We start from the raw sequence: 20,119 nt of genomic DNA, 5'->3' as shown, positions 1-20,119 counted from the left end.
CCGGATGCTGCGGCGTACTGCTCTCCGTCAGCCCCATTCAACGGTCAGCCGGCCGCCGTCCTCGTTCACGGCGGTGCCCAGTTCGGCGCACGCGGCGCTGAAACGGTCCCGGATCCACTTCCGGTCGACACCCCGTGCGAGCCGGGTGTGGCAGTAGTCCAGGAACAGCGGCACACCCTGTAGCCGAACCGGTGCGAGGCCGGCCGGGCCGGGGCCTTCCAGGGTCACCAGGAACAGCAGTCCGAGATCGTTGCGGAACTGCGGATCGGCGGCGTAGTCGTCGACGAAATCGCCCATGTCGTAGATGACGCGGTCGGCCACGCCGTGGAAGACGTGCGCGGAATGCCCGGCGATCAGGGTCGCGCCGGCGGCCGAGAGCCGCGATGCCGCCGACTGCACGTGCCGCGGCGGCCGGGTCGTCATGTTGGGACCCCAGTGCGGTGTGACCAGTACGACGTCGGCCTGGGCGGCGGCACGGGCCACGGTGTCCTCCAGCCAGCCGGGTACGCCCGCCCTGAGGTCCGCCCATGCCACGCCGGGACGCCGGTCGGAGGCCGAGAAGCCCGCCGGATGGTCCGTCACCCCGACCACGGCCACGCGCGTGCCAGCCGCCTCCAGCACGGCGAACTCACGGGCCGCCGCCGCGTCCGCCCCCGCGCCGACCGCGCAGACTCCGGCCCCGGCGAGCAGGGCGCGCGTGTCGGCAAGCGCCTCCGCGCCGAAGTCCAGCGCGTGGTTGTTGGCGAGTGTCACACAGTCGACGCCGAGCCCGGCAAGGACCCCGGCAGCCGCAGGTGGAGCACGGAAGAAGTACCGCTTGTACGGGTCGGACCAGCGGTCGCCCCGGTCGGAGATGCAGCACTCCAGGTTCAGGACGACGAGGTCGGCCTCCGCCAACGCCTCGCGCACACCGGTGGAGAACAGCGCCGCCGGCCTGGCGGAACGCTTCAGCATCGCGGCGACGCCCCGCCCCAGCATCGTGTCGCCCGCCAGCGCGATCGTGAGCGTCATCGTTCGACCACCCCGTCTCTGCTGCGGGCACACCGTGCGCGGGGAGTCTCGTCGGGGCGACGCCTCGTCGACCGTCCGGCCGATCCGGCCGAACTCCGTCACCCGCCCCGCAGGTCGGTTGCCACGCTACGCGCGCTGCGGCCGCGTGCCAGGGCCGATCGGCCCCATCGGACCGGCTCGTGCGGCCCCGGACGCGGCGTGCCGTCCCGACCGAACCCCCTGCCGAACCCGCGGCTCAACCCTCGTGGTCTCCGCCGCTCGGCCGCCCCGACTGCCCCGGTGGCCTGCGAGCCGGGCATTCCGCGCAGGACCCGGGTCGGCGGCACGGCGCGATCGCGATCGCCGGAATGTGCTCGGGGCTCGTGGGCCGCAGGTGGTCCGTCAGGCGCCGTCCGGCCGTTCGGCCCCGGCGCACCGGCCCCGGAGAGCGTCGACCCGGGTGCGGAAGGTGCGCCAGCGGCGTTCGTTGTCGTGCACGAGGCCGGCCGACTCGCTCAGCAGGTCCGCGGCACGGGAGATCAGCTCGGCGGCCGAGCAGAGCCGCTGCGGGCCCGCCGGGCCCTCGGCGAGGGCCGCTCTGAGCGCGGCCGGATCGAGGTCGACCCGGCCGAGGACGTCGACGGCCCGGTGCAGCAGCAGACCGGCCAGATCGGCGAGGTGTGCCGCCTGCCAGTCGTTGAGGATGATGCGGTGCCGTTCGCCGAGCAGATCCGCGAAGTCGGCGAAGCCGAGCAGTGCCCGCGCGCTCTCCCATGACGCCTGCATCGCAGCGGCGAGCCAGGTGGCGCCCGACCGGAGATCGTCCGCGGTCCGCGCGAGATCCCGCTTGAGGTGGGCCAGTTCGACGGGCTCGCCCTCGCCCTCCATGAACAGGACGCCGCGCAACTGGACGCCTGCCGGTGCGGTGAGGTCGTCGGCGCCCTCGAACGGATTGAGCGGTGTCGGCGGCGACGGGGGCTGCGCCGTGGACCAGCGGTCGGCCAGGGCGAGGAGCGTTCGCGCGTCGCGCTGGAGCAGAACGGCCTGTTCGCGGGGCGCCGAGGCGTAGAACTCCTCGTGCTCACGGTGGAACCGCGCCAGGTTCGCCATCGCGTCGAGCATCGCCTCCGGAGGAGCGTCCGAACCGGATCCGGGAGTCTCGCCCATGCCTCCATCGTCACGCGCCGGAATCCGTCCGGCCTCCCGGGCCCGGGCGGCGCGGCACTACGGGTCCGGCGTGCGGCACCACTGCTCCGGCCGGGTCAGACCGGCAGGCCGACCACGACGGCGAGCACGCCGAGTGCTCCGGCGCAGAGCAGGGCCCCGACGGCACCGCGCTTCGCGGCGAGCAGCCAGGCGGCGGCAGCGGCGAGGATCGCGTACTGCCAGGCGTGCTGGAGCGCCAGTGCCAGGGGTACGGCCGAGCCCGCGATGGCTCCGATCACCGCCGGGCCTGCGCCGGTGAAGAATCCCTGGACACGGATGTCGGCCCGGAGTGAGTCGAAGCGCGGTCCGCCGAGGATCACGAACAGGAAGGAGGGGGCGAACGCGACGGCTGCGGCGAGCAGGCCGCCGGGAACGCCCGCCGCGGCATAGCCGACGACGGCGACGGTCTGGACGACGGGGCCCGGCGTGATCTGGCCGAGGGCGACGGCGTTGAGGAACTCGCCGCCGGTCATCCAGTGGTAGTGGTCGACGGCGTCCGCCTGCATGAGCGGAATGATGACGAACCCGCCGCCGTAGGAGAGGGCACCGACCTTCAACGCGACCCAGGCCACCGCGAGGAGACCGCCGGCCATCGGGGTCGCCGTGGCGAGCGGCAGCGGCCATGCCGTTGCACCGACCCGGGTCGGCCCGGCGGCGGATCGGGTGCGGACGGCGCTTTCGATCAGACCGGCGGCGATGAGCACCAGGACCAGCCAGGGCCCGGCCAGTGCCGCTGCCGCGCCGCCGGCGAGGGCGTAGCCGAGCCAGCGGGCCCGGGCCGGGCGCGCGGAACCCGCCCGTTGCCGGCTCGCGGGGAGCAGTGCGTGCGCTGCCTGCACGGCAACCGCCGCCACCGCCGATCCCGCCCCCGCGGCGGCGCCGCGCACCCACAGCGGCGGGCTGCCCGCGAGAAACACGGCGGCCAGAGCCAGGATCAGGACCAGACCGGGGACGATGAAACAGAGACCGCCGACCAGGGCACCCGGAACACCCCGCAGCCGCCAGGCGGTGAAGATCGCCAACTGGGTGGAGGCCGGGCCCGGCAGCAGGTTGGTGGCCGCGATGCCGTCCTCGAACTCGCCGGCCCGGATCCACCTGCGCTCCTCCACACACAGGCGGCGCAGCAGGGTGATGTGCGTGGGCGGGCCGCCGAATCCGATGCAGCCGATACGTCCCCACTCCCGTGCGATCGTGCCGAGCCCGACCCGCGCCGGCTCCGGTCCTTCAGCCGTGCCCTCGCCCATCCTGCCCCTCTTCCGTCCCGCCGTCCGTGCCCGGACCGCGGTGAGGGTACCGGACGGGGGTGAACGGGGGTCGAGCCGTTCGGGCCCGGCACGCTCACGTACCGCCCGGTCCACCCTCCGGTTGGCAGCCGGTCGCTGTGTGCCCTTCCGTCTCCCTGATAAGGGTCGAACGGCCCCAGCGGCCGGCCGTGTCGGCGTTTCACCCTGATGGCAGGGGTACGGCGCGGCGGCCCGCCGAGGACGGGACGTGTCCTCCCGGGAGTGTCGGAGGAGGCCGAGACGATGAGTGAGCCGACGGCGCGGGCACCGGTGCACGTCAGGACGTGGACGGTCAGGCTCGACGTGTTCCAGACCGGCGACACGACCTCGGTGCACGGCGTCCTGGACACCGGTGAGAACGTCCTGGAGAGCCGAAGCCACGCCCGCCGCAACCCGCGGGACGCGGCCGTACCGGAGATCGGCGACGAGTACGCAGCCGGGCGGGCCCTGGTCGACCTCGGGCATCAGCTCCTGCGCGCCGGTATGCACGACGCGGCTGCCAGCACGGCGCCCGAGAACGGCTGAACGCCGTGTGCGGCGCGGGCACCGCGGCGGGAGGAGAGATCATGACCAGCCATCGGACGGGAGAGGCGATCGTCGTCGGGTGGACGGCTCCGAGCAGTCGCGGCGGGCCCTGCGCTGGGCGGTTCGCCAGGCCGAGGCCACCGGCGCCACGGTACGGGCGGTCATCGCCTGGGAGCCGCCCTTCTCCGGATGGGGTGCGGACATCCCGGCCGACGAGGAGAGAGCGGTCGGCGACATCGCGGAGAAGGTCCTGGCGGAGAGCGTCGAGAAGGCCGTCGGCCCCGGGTCTCCGGTCGAGATTCGCACCGTTGCGGCCGAGGGCACCGCAGCGCAGGTGCTGCTCACTGCGGCCGGCTCCGAGGACGTGGTCCTCCTGGTGGTGGGGAGCCGCGGTATCGGCGGATTCGCCGGCGCGCTGCTCGGTTCCGTGGGTCAGCACTGCGCCCAGCACGCTCCCTGCCCGGTCGTCATCGTTCGCGGCGGCCGGATTCCCTGGACATAGCGGCGAGGAGAAGGGACGAACCATGTCCGAACAGCGATCCCGCGCAGGATCGACCGAGTGGCCGTCGGAGCGACGGGGTGACATGGCGCGGCGTGTGTCGCTGCGCAGGGAACGACTCGGACTCAGCCGACAGGAGGTTGCGGACCGGGCGGGGATGGCGGTGGAGTACCTGGAGTACCTGGAGTCGTCCGCCGGGATGCCGGACGCGGCGGCCCTCGCCCGACTGGCCGGTGCGCTCGACACGTCCGTCCAGGAGCTGCTCGGCGTGGGCCTGGAGGCGCCGCCGGGACGTGCGGCCGCCGCGGCCGATCCCGTCATGGAGGAGCTGTCGGCGCCGGTGTGCTGGTCGAAGCTGGCACCGGGAGGGATCGGCAGGGTGGTGCTGTCCACGCGTGAGGGTCCGGTCGCGCTGCCGGTCAACTTCCGGGTTCTGGACGGGACGGTGGTCTACCGCACCGCAGAGGGGAGCACCGCGTGTGCCGACCGCGGTGCCCTCGTCGCCTTCGAGGTCGACCACATCGACGAGGCCGTGCGGTCGGGCTGGAGCGTGCTGGTGAGGGGTACCGCCGCACGGCTGGACGAGCCCGAGGCCGTCGAGCACCTGAAGCACCGCGGCAACCCGGATCCGTGGGCCGGCGACGGGCGTGATGTGTGGATCCGGATCCGTCCGGCCTCGGTCACGGGCCGGGTCATCCGCACCGGGATCGACCCGGGGCGCTGACCCCTGAGCGGTGCCGGCGACCATGAGCCTGCGGCCCCGTACTCGGCGATCGGTGCTCAGCGATCGGTGCTCAGCGGTCGGCCCGGTAGGCGTGCGGGTGTTCGAGCCCGACGTCGGTGTCGTCCTCGGCCCAGTCGAGTGTCTGATGGACCGCCACGACTCCGTCGACTGCTCGGCACAGCTGCTCGGCGATCGGGATCAGGCTGCGGCGGGGCAGGCGGCCGGCGACGGTGACGACGCCTTCTGCTCTGGGTACGGTCGGCGCCGTGGTGCTGTTCTCGTTCATGTCCTTCGACCGTTCAAGTCCGGAAGGAGCGCCGTCGGGGCACGGTGCCCGCCGCAGCCGAGCGGACTCCGCCACGCCCGGGCACTCCCCCGGACGTCCGGGTACCGCCACACGCACCGTGCTTCTCCCTCCACGGTCACCCCGTCGAGCACGGGTTCCACAGGCGTCCGGCCAGGCCCGGGCCGGCGTCCTCGGCTCTGTCTCCTGTCGAGGTGGTCACAGCTGGTGCCTGCCTGCACGGACGCGCACGGGCGTCCTGACCGGGCAGATCCATCAGGCCGGAACGCCTGCGGCCTCACACCCGAGAACACCCCCGCGAACCCGGACGGCGATGGCCGCATCGACGGCGTGGACGGCCGGTGCAACCGGGGCGAACCGGCACCCGCGGGCGGACCGAGGCGCCGGCCGGCCGGCCAGAGATGTTTCCCGACAGGTCGGCGCGCCTGGTGGAAGTGGAACCGAGGCCTGTGGCAGATGGTGAGCGGCAGCACCTACCGCCCGAGGAGTCTCGATGCAACCACCCGTTCCCGATGACCGGCCCCGGCCCCGGCCGTGGCAGGTGCTGCTGTGGATGCTCCTTCCGGTGGCTGTCACGCTCGGCCTCTACTGGTACGGCCGCACCCACACGCCGGACTACACCAGCCACCTCTTCGGCCAGCAGGGCGATGACGCCAACCAGCTGAAAGCCCAACTGGGCAGCGCGCTGTTCGGCCTGGCGCTGGTCCAGCTGCTCCTCGCGCTGTGGATGTACGGACGGCTGCCCGGCGCGCCTCGCCCGGCACCCAGGCCCGTCCCGACCATCCACCGGCTGGTCGGACTGAGCGCCTTCCTCCTCTCGCTGCCGATCGCCCAGCACTGCCTGGTCACCTACGGCGTGCAGCTGAGCGACCCCCGGGTGGCACTGCATTCGATCACCGGATGCGTGCTGTACGGCGCGTTCGTGGCCAAGGTGATCGTGGTGCGACACCGTCGGCTGCCCGGCTGGATGCTGCCGCTCGCCGGTGGCGTGCTGGTCGGCGCGATCGGCCTGCTGTGGTACTCGGGCGCGCTCTGGCTGCTGAACGGATACCAGGCCCCCGGCCTGTGATCACTGGCGGACTCGTGCTCGATCCGGCCGTGCACGGGTGAACGTCGGCACCCTCCACCGCGTACTGAAGGGTGCACGGCTCGCCCGGCCGCCACACCGGGGCCGGCGGCCCGCCGAAAGGAGAGACGAACATGCGACGTCTCATCTGGGTGGCCACGATGGTGCCCGCCCTCGCTCTGGGAGCAGCCGCGTGCGGCAGCGGCGGCTCGAAGTCCGCCCCGGCAGCGGTCACCACCTCCCCGCCGGCCTACTCCGCCCCGGCTCCCGGATCCGAATCCCCCAGCCAGCCCGGCGCCACCGGCGCCGTCGTGGTGGTGCACGACTCGAGTCTCGGCAAGATCCTGACCGACAGCCAGGGGCGCACGCTGTACCTCTTCGAGAAGGACAGCCCGACGATGTCCGCCTGCGACGGTGCCTGCGCCGCCGCCTGGCCTCCGCTGACCACGACCGGCACCCCGCAGTCGGGCGCCGGGGTCAACGCCGCCGACCTCGGCACCATCGCCCGGGCCGACCACAGCACCGAGGTCACCTACCACGGCCACCCGCTCTACTACTACGCCGGCGACCACAATCCCGGCGACACGAACGGCGAGGGCTCCCATGCCTTCGGCGCCGGCTGGTACGTCCTCAACCCCAGCGGCAACAAGATCGACAACGACTGAGCGCCCGGGCGCGCAGCGAGTTTGATCAATGTGCGGTATCCGCCCGCGTGGCTGGGCCGGATCCGGTGGATGGTCCTGCGCGACGCGAGTGCACCTGGCGCGACAGGCCCCTCGGGGACCACCGTCCCGGCCGGGCGCCGCCCGCCCGGTCAGCGCAGCGCGTCCCCTCGGCTGCCGGCCGCGAACCGCAGGGTGACCAACTCGAACGGCCGCAGCCGCAGTGCTGTCGTCCCCTCCCCCGTCGGGCGTTCCCGGAGGTCGCAGCGGTCCACCCGGGCCTACGCGAAGCCCGGTGCGACGCGGACGCGGGCCCGGCCGCCGCCGGCACCTACCTGGACGTCCCCGATGTCCCAGCCCCCGCGCCCACCCGGGCAGAGGGTCGAACCGGTTGAACACCGCCGGCTACCCGCAGATCTGCCTGACCGCCCTGGTCCTGCGGATCATCAGGAAGTCGGCGGCGTCGATCACCGTCGGGGTTCCTGCTCAGCTCTCGGCGAAGACGGTGTCCTCGGGCTGCGCGGTCATCCGAACGGCCGTGTCGTTGATGATCTGGACCAGGGGCGCGAGGCTCAGCTGCTTCGTCCTCGTCGACAGGACCTCAACGTGGTCCTCCTTGCCCGCCAGGTAGGCGGGGAAGCAGGTCAGGGACTGCTCGACCAGGTTGAAGTGGTCGACCAGCCGCCGGAACAGCTTCGGGAGGATGACCACCTCGGTGAGAGAGGGCATCCCGGTGATCGGTGCTCCGCCCGGGATCGTGGTGGCGTCGAGCGGCCACAGCCCCAGGCCGGCCTCTCGCGCCTGGCGGGTGACGGCGGCCAGCTCCTCCCGGAGGTTGCGGAACAGCTTGTCGTAGAAGCCGGGGTAGACCAGGCCGGTCTTGAGCAGGTGGTGGTTGACGGTGGTCTGCAGCAGCGGGACGTCCACCTGCATCTCGGTGCCGTCTGCGCCGGGAGGAACGCCCGTGCCGAGCAGGGCGACGCAGCGCTTGAACGGGTCCCCGCCCTGGGTGAGGACCCACGCGGGCGTCTGTGGCGGGTTGGCGGAGACGACCTTCTGTCCGCTGCGCTGGACGTCGCTGAACCCGAGGAAGGTCAGGAGTTCCTGCGCGGCCCTGTCGCCGAACTCGGCAGGCTGGCGGATCCTCGGCCCGGTCCGGTCGTAGTGGGTCTCCAGGGAGTCGATGCCTTCGAGCCTGAGCCTGGCGGTGCCGTTCTTGACCTCGACCGGGGCGTCCTTGAGCTTGTCGAAGGCCAGGGGGTTGGTGGGGACGAAGTGGATGGTGTCGCCGTCCGGCTCGGTACCGATGATCCGGCACTCGCCGAGGACAAGCAGCATGGACATGGCAGCCCCTTGAGTGGGAGGGCGGGCGCCACATGCCTGCTCTGTCGGCGTCCGCCGGTTCGCGCGGTGGAATTCACCATGAGTGTTCACTTCGTCACGGGGTGGCGAAGGCGTCGCCACTGTACGTTCGTATCCGACCGGCTTCAACGATCGCCGCGCCGCCGCGGCTGCCCATCTGTGCGCGGTCGGCCAGGAGCAGCCCGGTCGAGAAGTGACAGAGGATCAACTGGCCGGGGGCGGACGGAGTGCAGGCACCCGTGGCGGCAGCGTTGGCGGCAGGCACGAGGTCGACGAGGTGGCGGCGGTCGGCCGCAGCCGGTCTCGAACGAGCCCGGCCGCCGCCCCTCTCCCCTGGGCTTCGGCCCGGGTTCATCCTGGCTGGTCAGAACGGCGGCGGCGCCGCGGCCCGGTCAGCCCAGCTCGCCCCCGCCCCCGCTGCCGTCGGCCGCGAACCGCAGGGTGACCAACTCGAACGGCCGCAGCCGCAGTTCTGTCGCACCCTCCCCCGTCGGGCGTTCCAGGAGGTCGCAGCGGTCCACCCGGGCATACGCGAAGCCCGGTGCGACGCGGACGCGGGCCCGGCCGCCGCCGGACTCGTACAGCCGGACGACGACGTCGCCGCTGCGGTCGTCGGCGAGCTTCACGGCACTGACGACCACGGCGTCGTTGTCGAGCGTGACCAGCGGGGCGACCTCCGCGGACCCGGGAACCCGCCGTTCCGGCAGGTTGATCCGGTAGCCCTCGCGGACCGCTTCGCCCACACCCGCACCCGGGACGAGCGCGTGCCGGAAGCGGTGCAGCCCCTGGTCGGTGTGCGGGTCGGGGAAGCGCGGGGCTCGCAGCAGGGAGACCCGGACGGTGGTCGTGGTGCCGCCGTCCTCCGGGCGTACCGTGCGGGTCACGTCGTGGCCGTAGGTGGACGCGGTGACCAGGGCCACGCCCCAGCCGGGCTCCTCCAGGTGGACGAAGCGGTGGTTGCAGGCCTCGAACTTGGCCGCCTCCCAGCTGGTGTTGGTGTGGCTCGGCCGGTACAGGTGGCCGAACTGGGTCTCGGCGGCGTACCGGTCGGTGCGCACGTCGAGCGGGAAGGCGGTCTTGAGGAACTTCTCGGTCTCGTGCCAGTCGATCTCGGTGTCGAGGTCGAGCCGCCCGGACCCGGCGGTGAGGGTGACGGTCTGGACGGCCCGGGAGGACCCGAAGGTGCGGGTCGCCCGGACGGCGACGGCGTCGGGCCCGGAGGCGGTGACCTCCACCGAGTCCACGGCGGTCAGGTCGGTGACGGTGTTGCGGTAGAAGGAGTCGACGTCCCAGGCGTCCCACATGGTGGGGAAGTCCGGGTGGATCTGCAGCAGGTTGGCGGCCGCACCGGGAGCGAGGGCCTCCCGGCCGGAGACGAGGTCCAGCACCGACACCACCAGCCCGCGTGCGTCGACGGCGACCCGCAGCAGTCCGTTGTCCAGCAGGTACCCGCCCTCCGGCCGGGCGACGACCGTACAACCGCCGGCGGTAGGGGCTTCGGCCCGGGCGCCGCCGGCCGGTACTCCCCCGCGATCGTGCGGGGCGGCGTTGAAGACGACGGTGCCGTCCCCCTCGCCGGCCAGCGCCCGCTGCGCGCGGTCGATGATCGCGGCCAGTTCCTCCGCCACCGCGGCGTACGTCCCCTCGGCCTCCCGGTGCACCCAGGCGATCGAGGAGCCCGGCAGGATGTCGTGGAACTGGTGGAGCAGCACGGTCTTCCAGATCCGGTCCAGTTCCGCGTACGGATACGGGAGCCGGGCCCGTACCGCCGCCGTGGCGGACCACAGTTCGGCCTCGCGCAGCAGGTTCTCGCTCGCCCGGTTGCCCTGTTTGGTCCTGGCCTGGCTGGTGAGGGTGGCCCGGTGCAGTTCGAGGTACAGCTCGCCGGTCCACACGGGCGGGTCGGGGTACTCGCTCTCGGCCTTCGTGAAGAACTCGGCGGGCCGCTCCCACCGCACCCGGGCCGACCCCTCCAGGTCGCGCAGGCGTGCCGCCTTGGCGACCATCTCCCGGGTGGTTCCGCCGCCGCCGTCGCCCCAGCCGGTCGGGGCGATCGAGTGCCGGGCGCGGCCCTTCTCCTTGAAGTTCCGGGCGGCGTGGGCGATCTCCTTGCCCTGCATGGAGCAGTTGTAGGTGTCGACGGGCGGGAAGTGGGTGAAGATCCGGGTGCCGTCGATGCCCTCCCAGAGGAAGGTGTGGTGCGGGAAGGTGTTGACCCGGCTCCACGAGATCTTCTGGGTCAGCAGCCACTTGGACCCGGCCGCCTTGATGATCTGCGGCAGCCCGCCGGCGAAGCCGAAGGTGTCGGGCAGCCAGGCCTCCTCGTTCTCGACGCCGAACTCCTCCAGGAAGAACCGCTTCCCGTGGACGAACTGACGGGCCATCGCCTCCGATCCGGGCATGTTGGTGTCGGACTCCACCCACATCCCGCCGGCCGGGACGAACCGCCCCTCCGCGACCGCCTTCTTGACCCGGGCGTAGACCTCGGGCCGGTGCTCCTTGATCCAGGCGTACTGCTGGGCCTGGGACATGGTGTAGACGAAGTCGGGTTCGTCCTCGAGCAGCGCGGTCATGTTGGCGGTGGTCCGGGCGACCTTGCGGACGGTCTCGCGCAGCGGCCACAGCCAGGCGGAGTCGATGTGGGCGTGGCCGACGGCGCTGATCAGGTGCGCGGACGGCTCGGCGGGCGAGGCGAGCACCGCCGCCAGCTCGCGCCGGGCGGCGGCCGCGGTGCCGTTGACGTCCTGCAGGTCGATCGCGTCGAGCGCCCGTTCGACGGCGCGCAGGATCTCCCAGCGGCGGGCGCCCTCCACCGGGAGTTCGGCCATCAGTTCGCCGAGCACCTCCAGGTCGACGACCAGCTGCCACACCGTCTCGTCGAAGACCGCGAGGTCGGTGCGCTCCAGCCGGTACTGCGGCCGGTCCCCGGCGGTCTCCTTGTCGCCCAGCTCTGTGGGCAGGAAGGGGTGGTAGTCGAGGATCACGGGATTGGAGGCGGCCTCGACGTGCAGCAGCACCTCCTCCCCGCCCGCGGCGGGCGCGGCGATCCGCACCCACTGGTTGCGCGGGTTGAGGCCCTTCACCGGGGTGCCGTCGGGCCGGTAGACCAGGCCCTCGCACTGGAAGCCCGGCATGTTGGCGTCGAACCCGAGGTCGATCAGCGCCTCGACGGTCCGGCCCGCCCAGGCGTCGGGGACGGTGCCGGAGACGGTCAGCCAGCTGGTCCCCCAGGGCGCGCCCCACTGCGCGCCGGCCGCGATCGGAGTGCGCGGCGCGGCCAGGCCCTCCGCGACGGGGACCGGCTCGTCGGGGGCCGTCCAGATCGACACCTCCAGCGGGACCGACTCGGGGTACACGGCGGGCCGGATGCGCTCCTCCAGGACGCGCTTGAGCCGGGACTCGACGAGGCTGCGGTCATCGTGCATGCGGGCTGCTCCCAGAGGTGGCGGACGGTCAGCGGAGCTGGTCGATCGTGACGAGTTCGGTGATACCCCGGGCGGACAGGTGGTCCACGTCCGCGGCGCGCCCGGCGAGGACCGCGGCCGGCCGGGCGCCGGTGGCGGCCAGCCGCATGAACGCCTCGAAGTACGCCCCGCCGGGCGCGCACACCGAGCGTTCGGGGGCAGCGTCCGGCAGGTCGAGGACGAGTCCGGTGGTCCGCACCGGCGGCGGGGTCCACTCGGCGCGGACCTCCGCGGCCAGCGCGGCGATCGCCGCGCCCGCCGGTTTGGCCTCCCGGGCATTGGTCAGCAGGCCGAGGCCGTACTCGAGTTCGGGGAAGTCCGCGAGGGCGCGGTCGACGTCGTGCGAGCACCACCAGGTGATGCCCCACAGGTCCGGACAGTCCAGGGCGTTGGCGACGGTGGTCCGGGCGAACGCCGCGGCCCGCCCGGCCGGGATGTGCGGGGCGGGCGCGCCGACCTCCTGGAGCCAGACCGGGCGGTGCGGGTCGTCGGCCCAGGCCTTGGACAGTTCGATCAGGTAGGCGGCGTGCTGCCCGGTGGCGGCGGACTCGGGGCCGTGGCGCTGGGCGGTGCCGTTGAAGACCCAGGAGTGCACGGCGGTGGCCGCGCCGATCCGGGCGGCGTGCGCGGGGGTGAACGGGTGGCCGTCCTGGTACCAGGCGGCGTCGTACGCGGCGTGCAGGTGGAGGCGGCCGGGCGCGCCCTCCTCGCAGGCGGCGAGCATCCGGTGCAGCCAGGCCTCGGCCCGGGCCGGGGTGATCCGGTCGGGGTCGGGGTGCGGGTGGCCGGAGAACTGGTCGATCTCGTTGCCGACGGTCATGCCGATGAAGTTGGGCCGGTCGGCGAGGGCGGCGGCGAGCGTGCGCAGGTAGGCGCGCTGGCCGTCGATCACCTCGGGGTCGGTGAAGAGGTTGCGGCGGTGCCAGGTGGTGGTCCAGGCGGGCAGGAAGTCGAAGCTGGAGAGGTGGCCCTGGAGGCCGTCGACGGCCACGTCCAGGCCGCGTTCGGCGGCGGCGTCGGCGACGTCGAGCAGCTGCTCGACGGCCCGGGGGCGGATCAGTGTGCGGTTGGGCTGGAAGAGCGGCCACAGCGGGAAGACCCGGAGGTGGTCCAGGCCGAGTGCGGCGATCGAGTCCAGGTCGGCGCGCACCTCGTCCGGGTCGAAGTCCAGCCAGTGGTGGAACCAGCCCCGGCTGGGCGTGTAGTTGACGCCGAAGCGCGGGGGCCGGGCGGTGTCGGTCATACGGCGGCGGGTTCCTTCGTGAGTCGCGGTCATCCCTTGACGGCCCCTTCCTCGACGCCCCGGAAGAAGAACCGCTGCAGCGAGGCGAAGACCACGACGACCGGCAGGAAGGCGATCATGGTTCCGGCGGCGATCAGCCGGGGGTTGGCGCTGAAGGTGCCGTTCAGGTACTGGAGGCCGACGGTGAGCGTGTACTTGCCCGGGTCGTTGAGGACGATCAGCGGCCACAGGAAGTCGTCCCAGGCGCCGATGAAGGTGAAGATGACGACCACGCTGAGCATGCCGCGCACGTTCGGCAGGCCGACGTGGACCAGCCGCTGCCAGACGTTGGCGCCGTCGACCAGGGCGGCGGCGTCCAGGTCGGGCGGGACGGCCTGGAAGGCGGTGCGCATCAGCAGCACGTTCAGCATCGCGATCGCGCCGGGCAGGGCGACCCCGGCCAGCGTGTCGGTCAGGCCGAGGCTTCGCACCGTGACGTACTGGGAGACGATGGTGACCTCGCCCGGCAGGACCAGCGTGGCCAGGAACAGGCCGAGGACCAGGCGGGAGCCGCGGAAGCGCAGCCGGGCCAGCGCGAAGCCCGCCAGGGTCGCGCCGGCCGTGTTGCCGATCACCGCGATCGCCGCCACCACCAGGGAGTTGGCGGCGTACGTCCAGACCGGGACGGTGTCGGCGACCTTCGCGTAGTTGGCGAGGGTCGGCTCGTGCGGCAGGAAGCCGGGGGTGCGGGACCAGATGTCCTCGCCGGGCCCCTTGAGCGAGGTGGAGAGCTGCCACAGGAACGGGCCGACGGTGAGCAGCAGGACCAGGGCCAGCAGCAGGTAGCGGACGGCCTTCCCGGCCGGTGACGGGGTGTTGAATCCTCGGGCCATCGGTCAGGCCGCCTTCCTGCCGAGCCGTGCGAGCAGCAGCATCGGTCCGACGGTGATCGCGAACAGCAGCAGGCTGAGTGCCGAGGCGTACCCGATGTGCCCGGTGAAGCCGCGGCTGTACAGCTGGATGAGCATCACCACCGACATGTCGCGTCCGCCCGGGCCGCCGGTGCCGTGGGAGAGCACGTACAGCTCGGAGAAGACCCGCAGGGCGGAGACCGAGATGAGCACGGAGACCAGCAGCATGGTGGGGCGCACCCCGGGGAGGGTGACGTGCCACAAGCGCCGGGCGGCCGACGCTCCGTCGACGGCGGCGGCCTCGTGGAGCTCGCGGCCGACGTTCCCGAGCGCCGACAGGTAGATCACCATGTAGTAGCCGAGTCCCTTCCACACCGTCAGGCCGATCGCGCTGAACAGCAGCAGCCAGCGGTCGGTGAGGAAGGAGACCGGCCGGTCGGCCAGGCCGAGTTGGCCGAGCAGGCCGTTGAGCAGGCCGCGGTCGTCCAGCACCCACCCCCAGATCAGGGCCACCACCACGGCGGACGCGATGACCGGGGTGTAGAAGGCGGTACGGAAGAAGGTGATGCCGGGGAGCTTCCGCTCCACCAGCAGGGCGAGCAGCAGCGGCAGCAGGGTGAGCAGCGGGAGGCAGATCAGCAGGTAGACGATGCTGTTGACCAGCGCGTCCGCCAACTGGTCGTCCTCCAGGGCGCGTTGGTAGTTGGCGAGGCCGGTGAAGCGGCCGCCGCCGAGCGGGCGGGCGTTGGTGAAGGAGAGGATCACCGTGTTGACGGCCGGCCACAGGTTGAAGACGGCGAGCCAGAGCACGGCCGGGCCGGCCAGCAGCCAGGGGGTGAACCAGCGCCGGTGGGTCATCGGGTGCCTTCCTCGGAGGTGGCGGGCGGGACCGGGCGGTCTCCTGCGGGCGGCGGCCGGGTGGGGCGGTCGCCGCCCGCGGGGCGCGGTCAGCCGCCGAGCAGCTTGTTGCAGCGGCTGACGGCGGTGTCCAGGGCCTGCTTGGAGCCCGTCTCGCCGCTGATCGCGAGGGCGATCTGCTGGTTGACGACCGTGCTCATCGCGTCGTTGACCTGGACGGGCTGGAGCATCCGGGCCTTTCCCAGCGAGGTGAAGGCGATCACCTTGGCGTCGGAGGCGTTGCTGCCGTCGCTCCTGCTGAAGAACGGGTCGCCGGCCGAGGCCTTGGTGGAGGGGAAGATGCTGGTGAGGTGGGCGAACGCGGCCTGGTTCCGGGCGTTGGTCACCCAGCGGGCGAGCGCTACGGCGGCTGCCCGGTTCTTGCTGCTGCGCGCGACGGACAGGCCCTGCACGTACAGCGGCGGGGTGCCGATCGCCGCGGACGGGACGACCTTGGGCGCGAGGGTGGGGTTGTCGGTGGCGAGGCCGGTGATGTAGTTGCCGCCGCCGGTCGTCCAGGCGACGGTGCCGGCGTTGAAGAGTTTGGCGTTTCCGGCGTACGTCTCGGTGAGCACGTCCTTCGGCAGCAGGCCGTCCTTGTACGCGTCGCGGTACTTGTCGAGCAGGGCGGCGGCCTCGGGGGTGTTGAAGGTGAAGCTCCTGCCGTCGTCGGCCATGATCTTCACGCCGGCGTCGGCGAGGTCGCCGAGGCCGGGCTTGCGGCTCATCAGGTAGGTCGAGCCGCCGGACTTCTCCTTGACGGTCCTGGCCTGGGCGATCAGCTCGTCCAGGGAGGCCGGGGGCTTCTTCGCGTCCAGCCCGTACCTGGCGAGCAGTTCGGAGTTCCAGTAGTTGACGTCGGTGTTGAGGTACCAGGGGTAGCCGTAGGCGCCGTCCCGGCCGGCGAAGCGGTACGCGTCGATGCCGCCCTTGACGTAGTCGTCGGCCAGGTGCGGGTCGGCCGCGGCGACGTCGAGCAGCATGCCCTGCGCGGCGAGCGGCAGCGCGAAGTCGGGCGGGAGGTTGACCACGTCCGGCAGGGTGCCGCCAGAGGCCTCGCTGAGCACCTTGTCCGAGTAGCCGTCGCCGGGCTGGTCGAGCCACTCCACCTGGACGCCGGGGTGCTGCTGCCGGAAGGCGTCCAGGACGCCCTGCATGTAGTCGGTGAACTTCGGTTTGAGGGCCCAGGTCTGGATCGAGACCTTGCCCTTGACCTCGGCGCCGGCGGTCACGGCCGGACCGTCCGAGCCGGTGTCCGGGTCGCTCAGGCCGCAGCCCGCCAGTGTGGTGGCCGCGATGGCGGCAAGTGCCAGCCGTGCCCAGTGGCTTCCTAACATGTGGCGTCTCCCGATTCGTCGAGCAGACTTACTAAAGCCCTTTAGCGCTTCGGCAGCATCTCCCTGGTTACACTCGGCGTCAAGGGATCGCGCACCCGAAATCTCCGAGGAGGGCCCCGCCCGATGCCCAGACCGACGATCGCCGACATCGCCCGCGAGGCCGGGGTCTCCAGTGGCGCGGTGTCGTTCGCGCTGAACGGCCGGCCGGGGGTGAGCGAGGCGACCAGGAGCCGGATCCTGCAGGTCGCCGAGCGCATGAACTGGCGGCCGCACAGCGCGGCCCGCGCCCTGGGCGGGGCCCGGGCACGGGCGGTCGGGCTGGTGCTGGCCCGCCCGGCGCGCACCATCGGACTGGAACCCTTCTTCGGACAGCTGCTGTCCGGCCTGCAGGCCGGGCTGTCCGGCGACGGCACCGCCCTTCAGCTGCTGGTCGTCGAGGACACCGCGGCCGAGATCGAGGTGTACCGGCGCTGGGCGTCCGAGCACCGCGTGGACGGCTTCGTCGTGGTCGACCTGCAGGTCCACGACCCGCGTGTGCCGGTGCTGGAGGAGCTGGCGGTGCCCGCGCTGGTGATCGGCGGGCCCGGCCGGCACGGCTCGCTGCCCAGCGTCTGGGCCGACGACCGGGAGGCGATGGTGTCGATCGTCGACTACCTGGCCGCGCTCGGGCACCGCCGGATCGCCCACCTGGCCGGGCTGCCCGCCTTCCAGCACACCCGGCGCCGGATCCGGGCGGTGCGCGACTGCGCACGGCGGCTCGGGCTCACCGAGGCGGTGTCGCTGCCGACCGACTTCTCGGACGCCGAGGGCGCCGCCGCCACCCGGGCGCTGCTGGCCCGCCGTCAGCGGCCGACCGCGATCATCTACGACAGCGACGTGATGGCCGTGGCCGGGCTCGGTGTGGCCGCCGAGATGGGCGTCTCCGTCCCCGGCGACCTGTCGGTCGTCTCCTTCGACGACTCGGCACTGGCGCGGATCGTCCACCCGTCGCTGACGGCGCTCTCCCGCGACACCTTCGCGCTCGGCGAGCAGGTCGCCCGGGAGCTCCTGGCCGTGATCGCCGATCCGTCCGCCGCCCGCGACGTGCAGAACCCGACGCCCCGGCTGACCGTCCGCGAGTCCACGGCCCGCCCGGCCTCTTGACAGCAGGAACTAAAGCTCTTTAGCCTGCGGGACGCTCGCCGCTTCACGTCATCCGCACCACCACTGCACCAGCACCCATCCCCCGCTGGACCGGAGTCCCGGATGAAACGACGCCTCGCCCTGCTGCTGAGCACCACCCTCGCCGCCTTATCGGCCGTCCTCCTCGCCCCCGCCCCGCAGGCCGCGGCCGGCACCGGCGGAAGCCAGCCGTACGCCTCCTACTGGTACCCGAACACGATCCTCGACTGGGATCCGGCAACCGACCCCGACGCCCGGTTCAACCGCGCCACCGTCCCGCTCCAGCCCCGCGTGTCGGACCCGGCGCTCAAGGCCAACGCCAACGCCCGCCCCGGTGAGGGCAAGGTGGTCTCGCTCGTGTCGTTCGGGCCGACGTCCAACAACCCCTCGCAGGGCTCCACCGACCCGAACTACTACGCCTTCGGCCACTGGCAGTACGTCGACACGCTGGTGTTCTGGGGCGGCTCGGCCGGCGAGGGCCTGATCCTCGCCCCCAACCCGACCGTGATCGACGCCGCCCACCGCAACGGCGTGAAGGTGTACGGAACGGTCTTCTTCCCGCCCACCGCGTACGGCGGCAAGCTCCAGTGGGTGCGCGACTTCGCCCAGAAGTCCGGCAGCCGCTACCCGGTCGCCGACAAACTCGTGCAGGCCGCCCAGTACTACGGATTCGACGGCTGGTTCGTCAACCAGGAGACGGACGGCGGCGATTCGGCGCTCGCCACCGCGCTGCGCGACGAGATGCGCTACGCCCGCTCGCTCGGACCGGTCGGGTTCATGTGGTACGACGCGATGACCGAGTCCGGCTCGGTGAGCTGGCAGAACGCCCTCACCTCCGCCAACGACGCGTTCCTCCAGGAGTCCGGGCAGAAGACCTCCGACTCGGCCTTCCTCAACTTCGGCTGGTCCGCCTCCGGCCTCGACTCCTCCCGGACACTGGCCCGCTCGCTCGGCCGCAGCGAGTACGAGCTCTACTCCGGCATCGACACCGAGGCCAACGGCTACAACTCCTCGGTGAACTGGAACGCGCTCTTCCCCGCGAACCGGCCGCACACCACCTCGCTCGGCCTCTACCGCCCGGAGTGGACCCACACCTCGGCCACCGGCCGCGCCGACTCCTACGCCCGCGAGGCACGCTACTGGGACGGCGCCAACGGCGACCCGTCGAACACCGCGACCTCCTCGTCCTGGAAGGGCCTCGCGACCTACGTCCCGGAGTCCTCGCCGATCACCGCCAAACCGTTCGTCACCTCCTTCGACGCCGGGCAGGGCGACTTCTGGAACTCCGGCGGCGTGCGGGTCTCCTCCGCCGGCTGGAACAACCTCTCCGTCCAGGACGTCCCACCGACCTACCGCTGGCTGGTCTCCTCCACCGGCACCAGGATCACCCCGTCGATCGACTTCACCGACGCCTACGAGGGCGGCTCCGCGCTGCGCCTCACCGGCACCCTCGACTCCGACAACACGGTACGGCTCTACCAGACCCGGCTGCCGGTGGCCGCGGACACCCGCCTCGACGTCGTCCTGAGGACCCCCGCCGCCGGGGCCACCCACCTCCGGGCGGCCGTCGCCTTCACGGACTCGCCGACCGTCTTCACCACCCTCGACCTGGGCTCCACCACCACGGCAGGCTGGGAGCGCCGGACGCTCGACCTGTCGCCGTTCGCCGGCCGCACCATCGCCCAGCTGGGTCTGCAGACCACCGGAACCACGCCCTCCCTCGACGTCAAGGTCGGCCAACTCGCCGTCCGTGACGGCGCCGTGGACACCGCCTCCGCCCCGACCGGACCGACCGTCCTCGGCTCCACCGACGTCAGCCCCACCCGCCGGTCGCTGCGGCTCGCCTGGGCCCCCTCCGCCACCGGCTCGGTCCACCACTACGAGGTGTACCGGCGCAACCCGGACGGCAGCCGCACCTTCCTCGGCGCGACGCCGAACAGCGCCTGGTTCGTCCCGCAGCTCGACCGGGTCGGCACCGAGACCTCGACCGTGCTGGACGTCGAGGCGGTCTCCACCGAGTACGGCCGCTCCGCCGCCGCGAGCACCACCGTCACCTGGTCCGCCGCGACCGGCAGCAACCTGGCGCTGAACCGCCCGGCCACCGCGTCCGGCCAGTGCAACGCCGGCGAGACGGCGGCGAAGGCCGTCAACGGCTCGGTGTCCGGCGGCAACAGCGACAAGTGGTGCACGCTGACCGGCAGCAAGTGGCTGGAGGTGGACCTCGGCTCGGCCCGCGGCCTGACCGGCTTCGTGGTCAAGCACGCCCAGGCGGGCGGTGAGAGCCCTTCGTGGAACACCCGCGACTTCACCGTCCAGGTCCGGGGCGCCACCAGCGACCCGTGGACCACCGCCGTCACCGTCACCGGCAACACCGCCGCAACGACCACCCACCCGGTCTCCCTCACCGCCCGCTACGTCCGGCTGGTGATCACCGACCCGACCCAGACCAGCGATCCGGCCGCCCGCATCTACGAGTTCGAGGCCTGGGGCACCTAGGCCCCACCAC

Annotated in this window: 17 protein-coding genes; 7 read left to right on the top strand and 10 right to left on the bottom strand. The window is 72.5% G+C overall.

Annotation, left to right across the window (positions count from 1 at the left end; genetic code table 11):
- Positions 1 to 27 precede the first annotated feature (27 nt).
- The 3 genes from AB0P35_RS02985 to chrA form a co-directional block, all read right to left on the bottom strand.
- Entirely contained in the window at positions 28 to 1,011 is a 984-nt protein-coding gene (locus AB0P35_RS02985; protein WP_363505618.1) for a CapA family protein, read from the bottom strand.
- 381 nt (positions 1,012 to 1,392) lie between these two features.
- Complete coding sequence (locus tag AB0P35_RS02980; protein WP_363505615.1) at positions 1,393 to 2,157, bottom strand: hypothetical protein; 765 nt, start codon at positions 2,155 to 2,157, stop codon at positions 1,393 to 1,395.
- Between the two features lie 95 nt (positions 2,158 to 2,252).
- The gene (gene chrA, locus AB0P35_RS02975) at positions 2,253 to 3,440 is read right to left on the bottom strand and encodes a chromate efflux transporter (protein ID WP_363505612.1); all 1,188 of its coding nucleotides are present in this window, start codon (positions 3,438 to 3,440) and stop codon (positions 2,253 to 2,255) included.
- Positions 3,441 to 3,722: 282 nt separating this feature from the next.
- On the opposite strand from chrA, the gene AB0P35_RS02970 reads away from it, so the two are divergent.
- From AB0P35_RS02970 to AB0P35_RS02960, 3 genes are all read left to right on the top strand, one after another.
- Entirely contained in the window at positions 3,723 to 4,004 is a 282-nt protein-coding gene (locus AB0P35_RS02970; RefSeq protein ID WP_363505609.1) for a dsRBD fold-containing protein, read from the top strand.
- 79 nt (positions 4,005 to 4,083) lie between these two features.
- Positions 4,084 to 4,506, top strand: a complete 423-nt coding sequence (locus AB0P35_RS02965; protein WP_363505606.1) for a universal stress protein — start codon at positions 4,084 to 4,086, stop codon at positions 4,504 to 4,506.
- Positions 4,507 to 4,528: 22 nt separating this feature from the next.
- Positions 4,529 to 5,227, top strand: a complete 699-nt coding sequence (locus AB0P35_RS02960) for a pyridoxamine 5'-phosphate oxidase family protein (protein ID WP_363505603.1) — start codon at positions 4,529 to 4,531, stop codon at positions 5,225 to 5,227.
- A 70-nt stretch (positions 5,228 to 5,297) separates the two neighbouring features.
- On the opposite strand, the gene AB0P35_RS02955 is transcribed toward AB0P35_RS02960, so the two are convergent.
- On the bottom strand, positions 5,298 to 5,513 hold the full coding sequence (locus AB0P35_RS02955; RefSeq protein WP_363505600.1) for a BON domain-containing protein: 216 nt from the start codon (positions 5,511 to 5,513) through the stop codon (positions 5,298 to 5,300).
- Between the two features lie 511 nt (positions 5,514 to 6,024).
- Here AB0P35_RS02955 and AB0P35_RS02950 point away from each other — a divergent pair.
- Positions 6,025 to 6,600 carry a DUF6529 family protein gene (locus AB0P35_RS02950; RefSeq protein WP_363505597.1) on the top strand — a complete coding sequence of 192 codons (576 nt, stop codon included), beginning with the start codon at positions 6,025 to 6,027 and terminating at the stop codon, positions 6,598 to 6,600.
- A gap of 131 nt (positions 6,601 to 6,731) precedes the next feature.
- Positions 6,732 to 7,262, top strand: coding sequence for a hypothetical protein (locus AB0P35_RS02945; protein ID WP_363505594.1), 531 nt, complete (start codon positions 6,732 to 6,734; stop codon positions 7,260 to 7,262).
- Between the two features lie 483 nt (positions 7,263 to 7,745).
- Here AB0P35_RS02945 and AB0P35_RS02940 read toward each other — a convergent pair whose 3' ends face one another.
- The 6 genes from AB0P35_RS02940 to AB0P35_RS02915 all read right to left on the bottom strand — a co-directional run bounded on the left by AB0P35_RS02940 (position 7,746) and on the right by AB0P35_RS02915 (position 16,452).
- Complete coding sequence (locus AB0P35_RS02940) at positions 7,746 to 8,603, bottom strand: thermonuclease family protein (protein ID WP_363505591.1); 858 nt, start codon at positions 8,601 to 8,603, stop codon at positions 7,746 to 7,748.
- 410 nt (positions 8,604 to 9,013) lie between these two features.
- Entirely contained in the window at positions 9,014 to 12,046 is a 3,033-nt protein-coding gene (locus tag AB0P35_RS02935; protein ID WP_363505588.1) for a glycoside hydrolase family 38 C-terminal domain-containing protein, read from the bottom strand.
- 28 nt (positions 12,047 to 12,074) lie between these two features.
- Positions 12,075 to 13,328 (bottom strand): glycosyl hydrolase, encoded by a 1,254-nt coding sequence (locus tag AB0P35_RS02930; protein ID WP_363505585.1) that lies wholly within the window; start codon positions 13,326 to 13,328, stop codon positions 12,075 to 12,077.
- A gap of 29 nt (positions 13,329 to 13,357) precedes the next feature.
- Complete coding sequence (locus AB0P35_RS02925; RefSeq protein ID WP_363505582.1) at positions 13,358 to 14,200, bottom strand: carbohydrate ABC transporter permease; 843 nt, start codon at positions 14,198 to 14,200, stop codon at positions 13,358 to 13,360.
- Between the two features lie 3 nt (positions 14,201 to 14,203).
- On the bottom strand, positions 14,204 to 15,076 hold the full coding sequence (locus AB0P35_RS02920; protein ID WP_363505579.1) for a sugar ABC transporter permease: 873 nt from the start codon (positions 15,074 to 15,076) through the stop codon (positions 14,204 to 14,206).
- 89 nt (positions 15,077 to 15,165) lie between these two features.
- On the bottom strand, positions 15,166 to 16,452 hold the full coding sequence (locus AB0P35_RS02915; RefSeq protein ID WP_363505576.1) for an extracellular solute-binding protein: 1,287 nt from the start codon (positions 16,450 to 16,452) through the stop codon (positions 15,166 to 15,168).
- A gap of 123 nt (positions 16,453 to 16,575) precedes the next feature.
- On the opposite strand from AB0P35_RS02915, the gene AB0P35_RS02910 reads away from it, so the two are divergent.
- Together AB0P35_RS02910 and AB0P35_RS02905 are read left to right on the top strand one after the other, a co-directional pair.
- The gene (locus AB0P35_RS02910) at positions 16,576 to 17,595 is read left to right on the top strand and encodes a LacI family DNA-binding transcriptional regulator (protein ID WP_363505573.1); all 1,020 of its coding nucleotides are present in this window, start codon (positions 16,576 to 16,578) and stop codon (positions 17,593 to 17,595) included.
- A 102-nt stretch (positions 17,596 to 17,697) separates the two neighbouring features.
- The gene (locus AB0P35_RS02905; protein WP_363505570.1) at positions 17,698 to 20,109 is read left to right on the top strand and encodes a discoidin domain-containing protein; all 2,412 of its coding nucleotides are present in this window, start codon (positions 17,698 to 17,700) and stop codon (positions 20,107 to 20,109) included.
- Positions 20,110 to 20,119 lie beyond the last annotated feature (10 nt).

Source organism: Kitasatospora sp. NPDC085879 (assembly GCF_040686255.1).
In the GTDB taxonomy this organism is placed as follows: Bacteria; Actinomycetota; Actinomycetes; order Streptomycetales; family Streptomycetaceae; genus Kitasatospora.
This window is presented reverse-complemented; position numbering and strand designations above follow the sequence as displayed.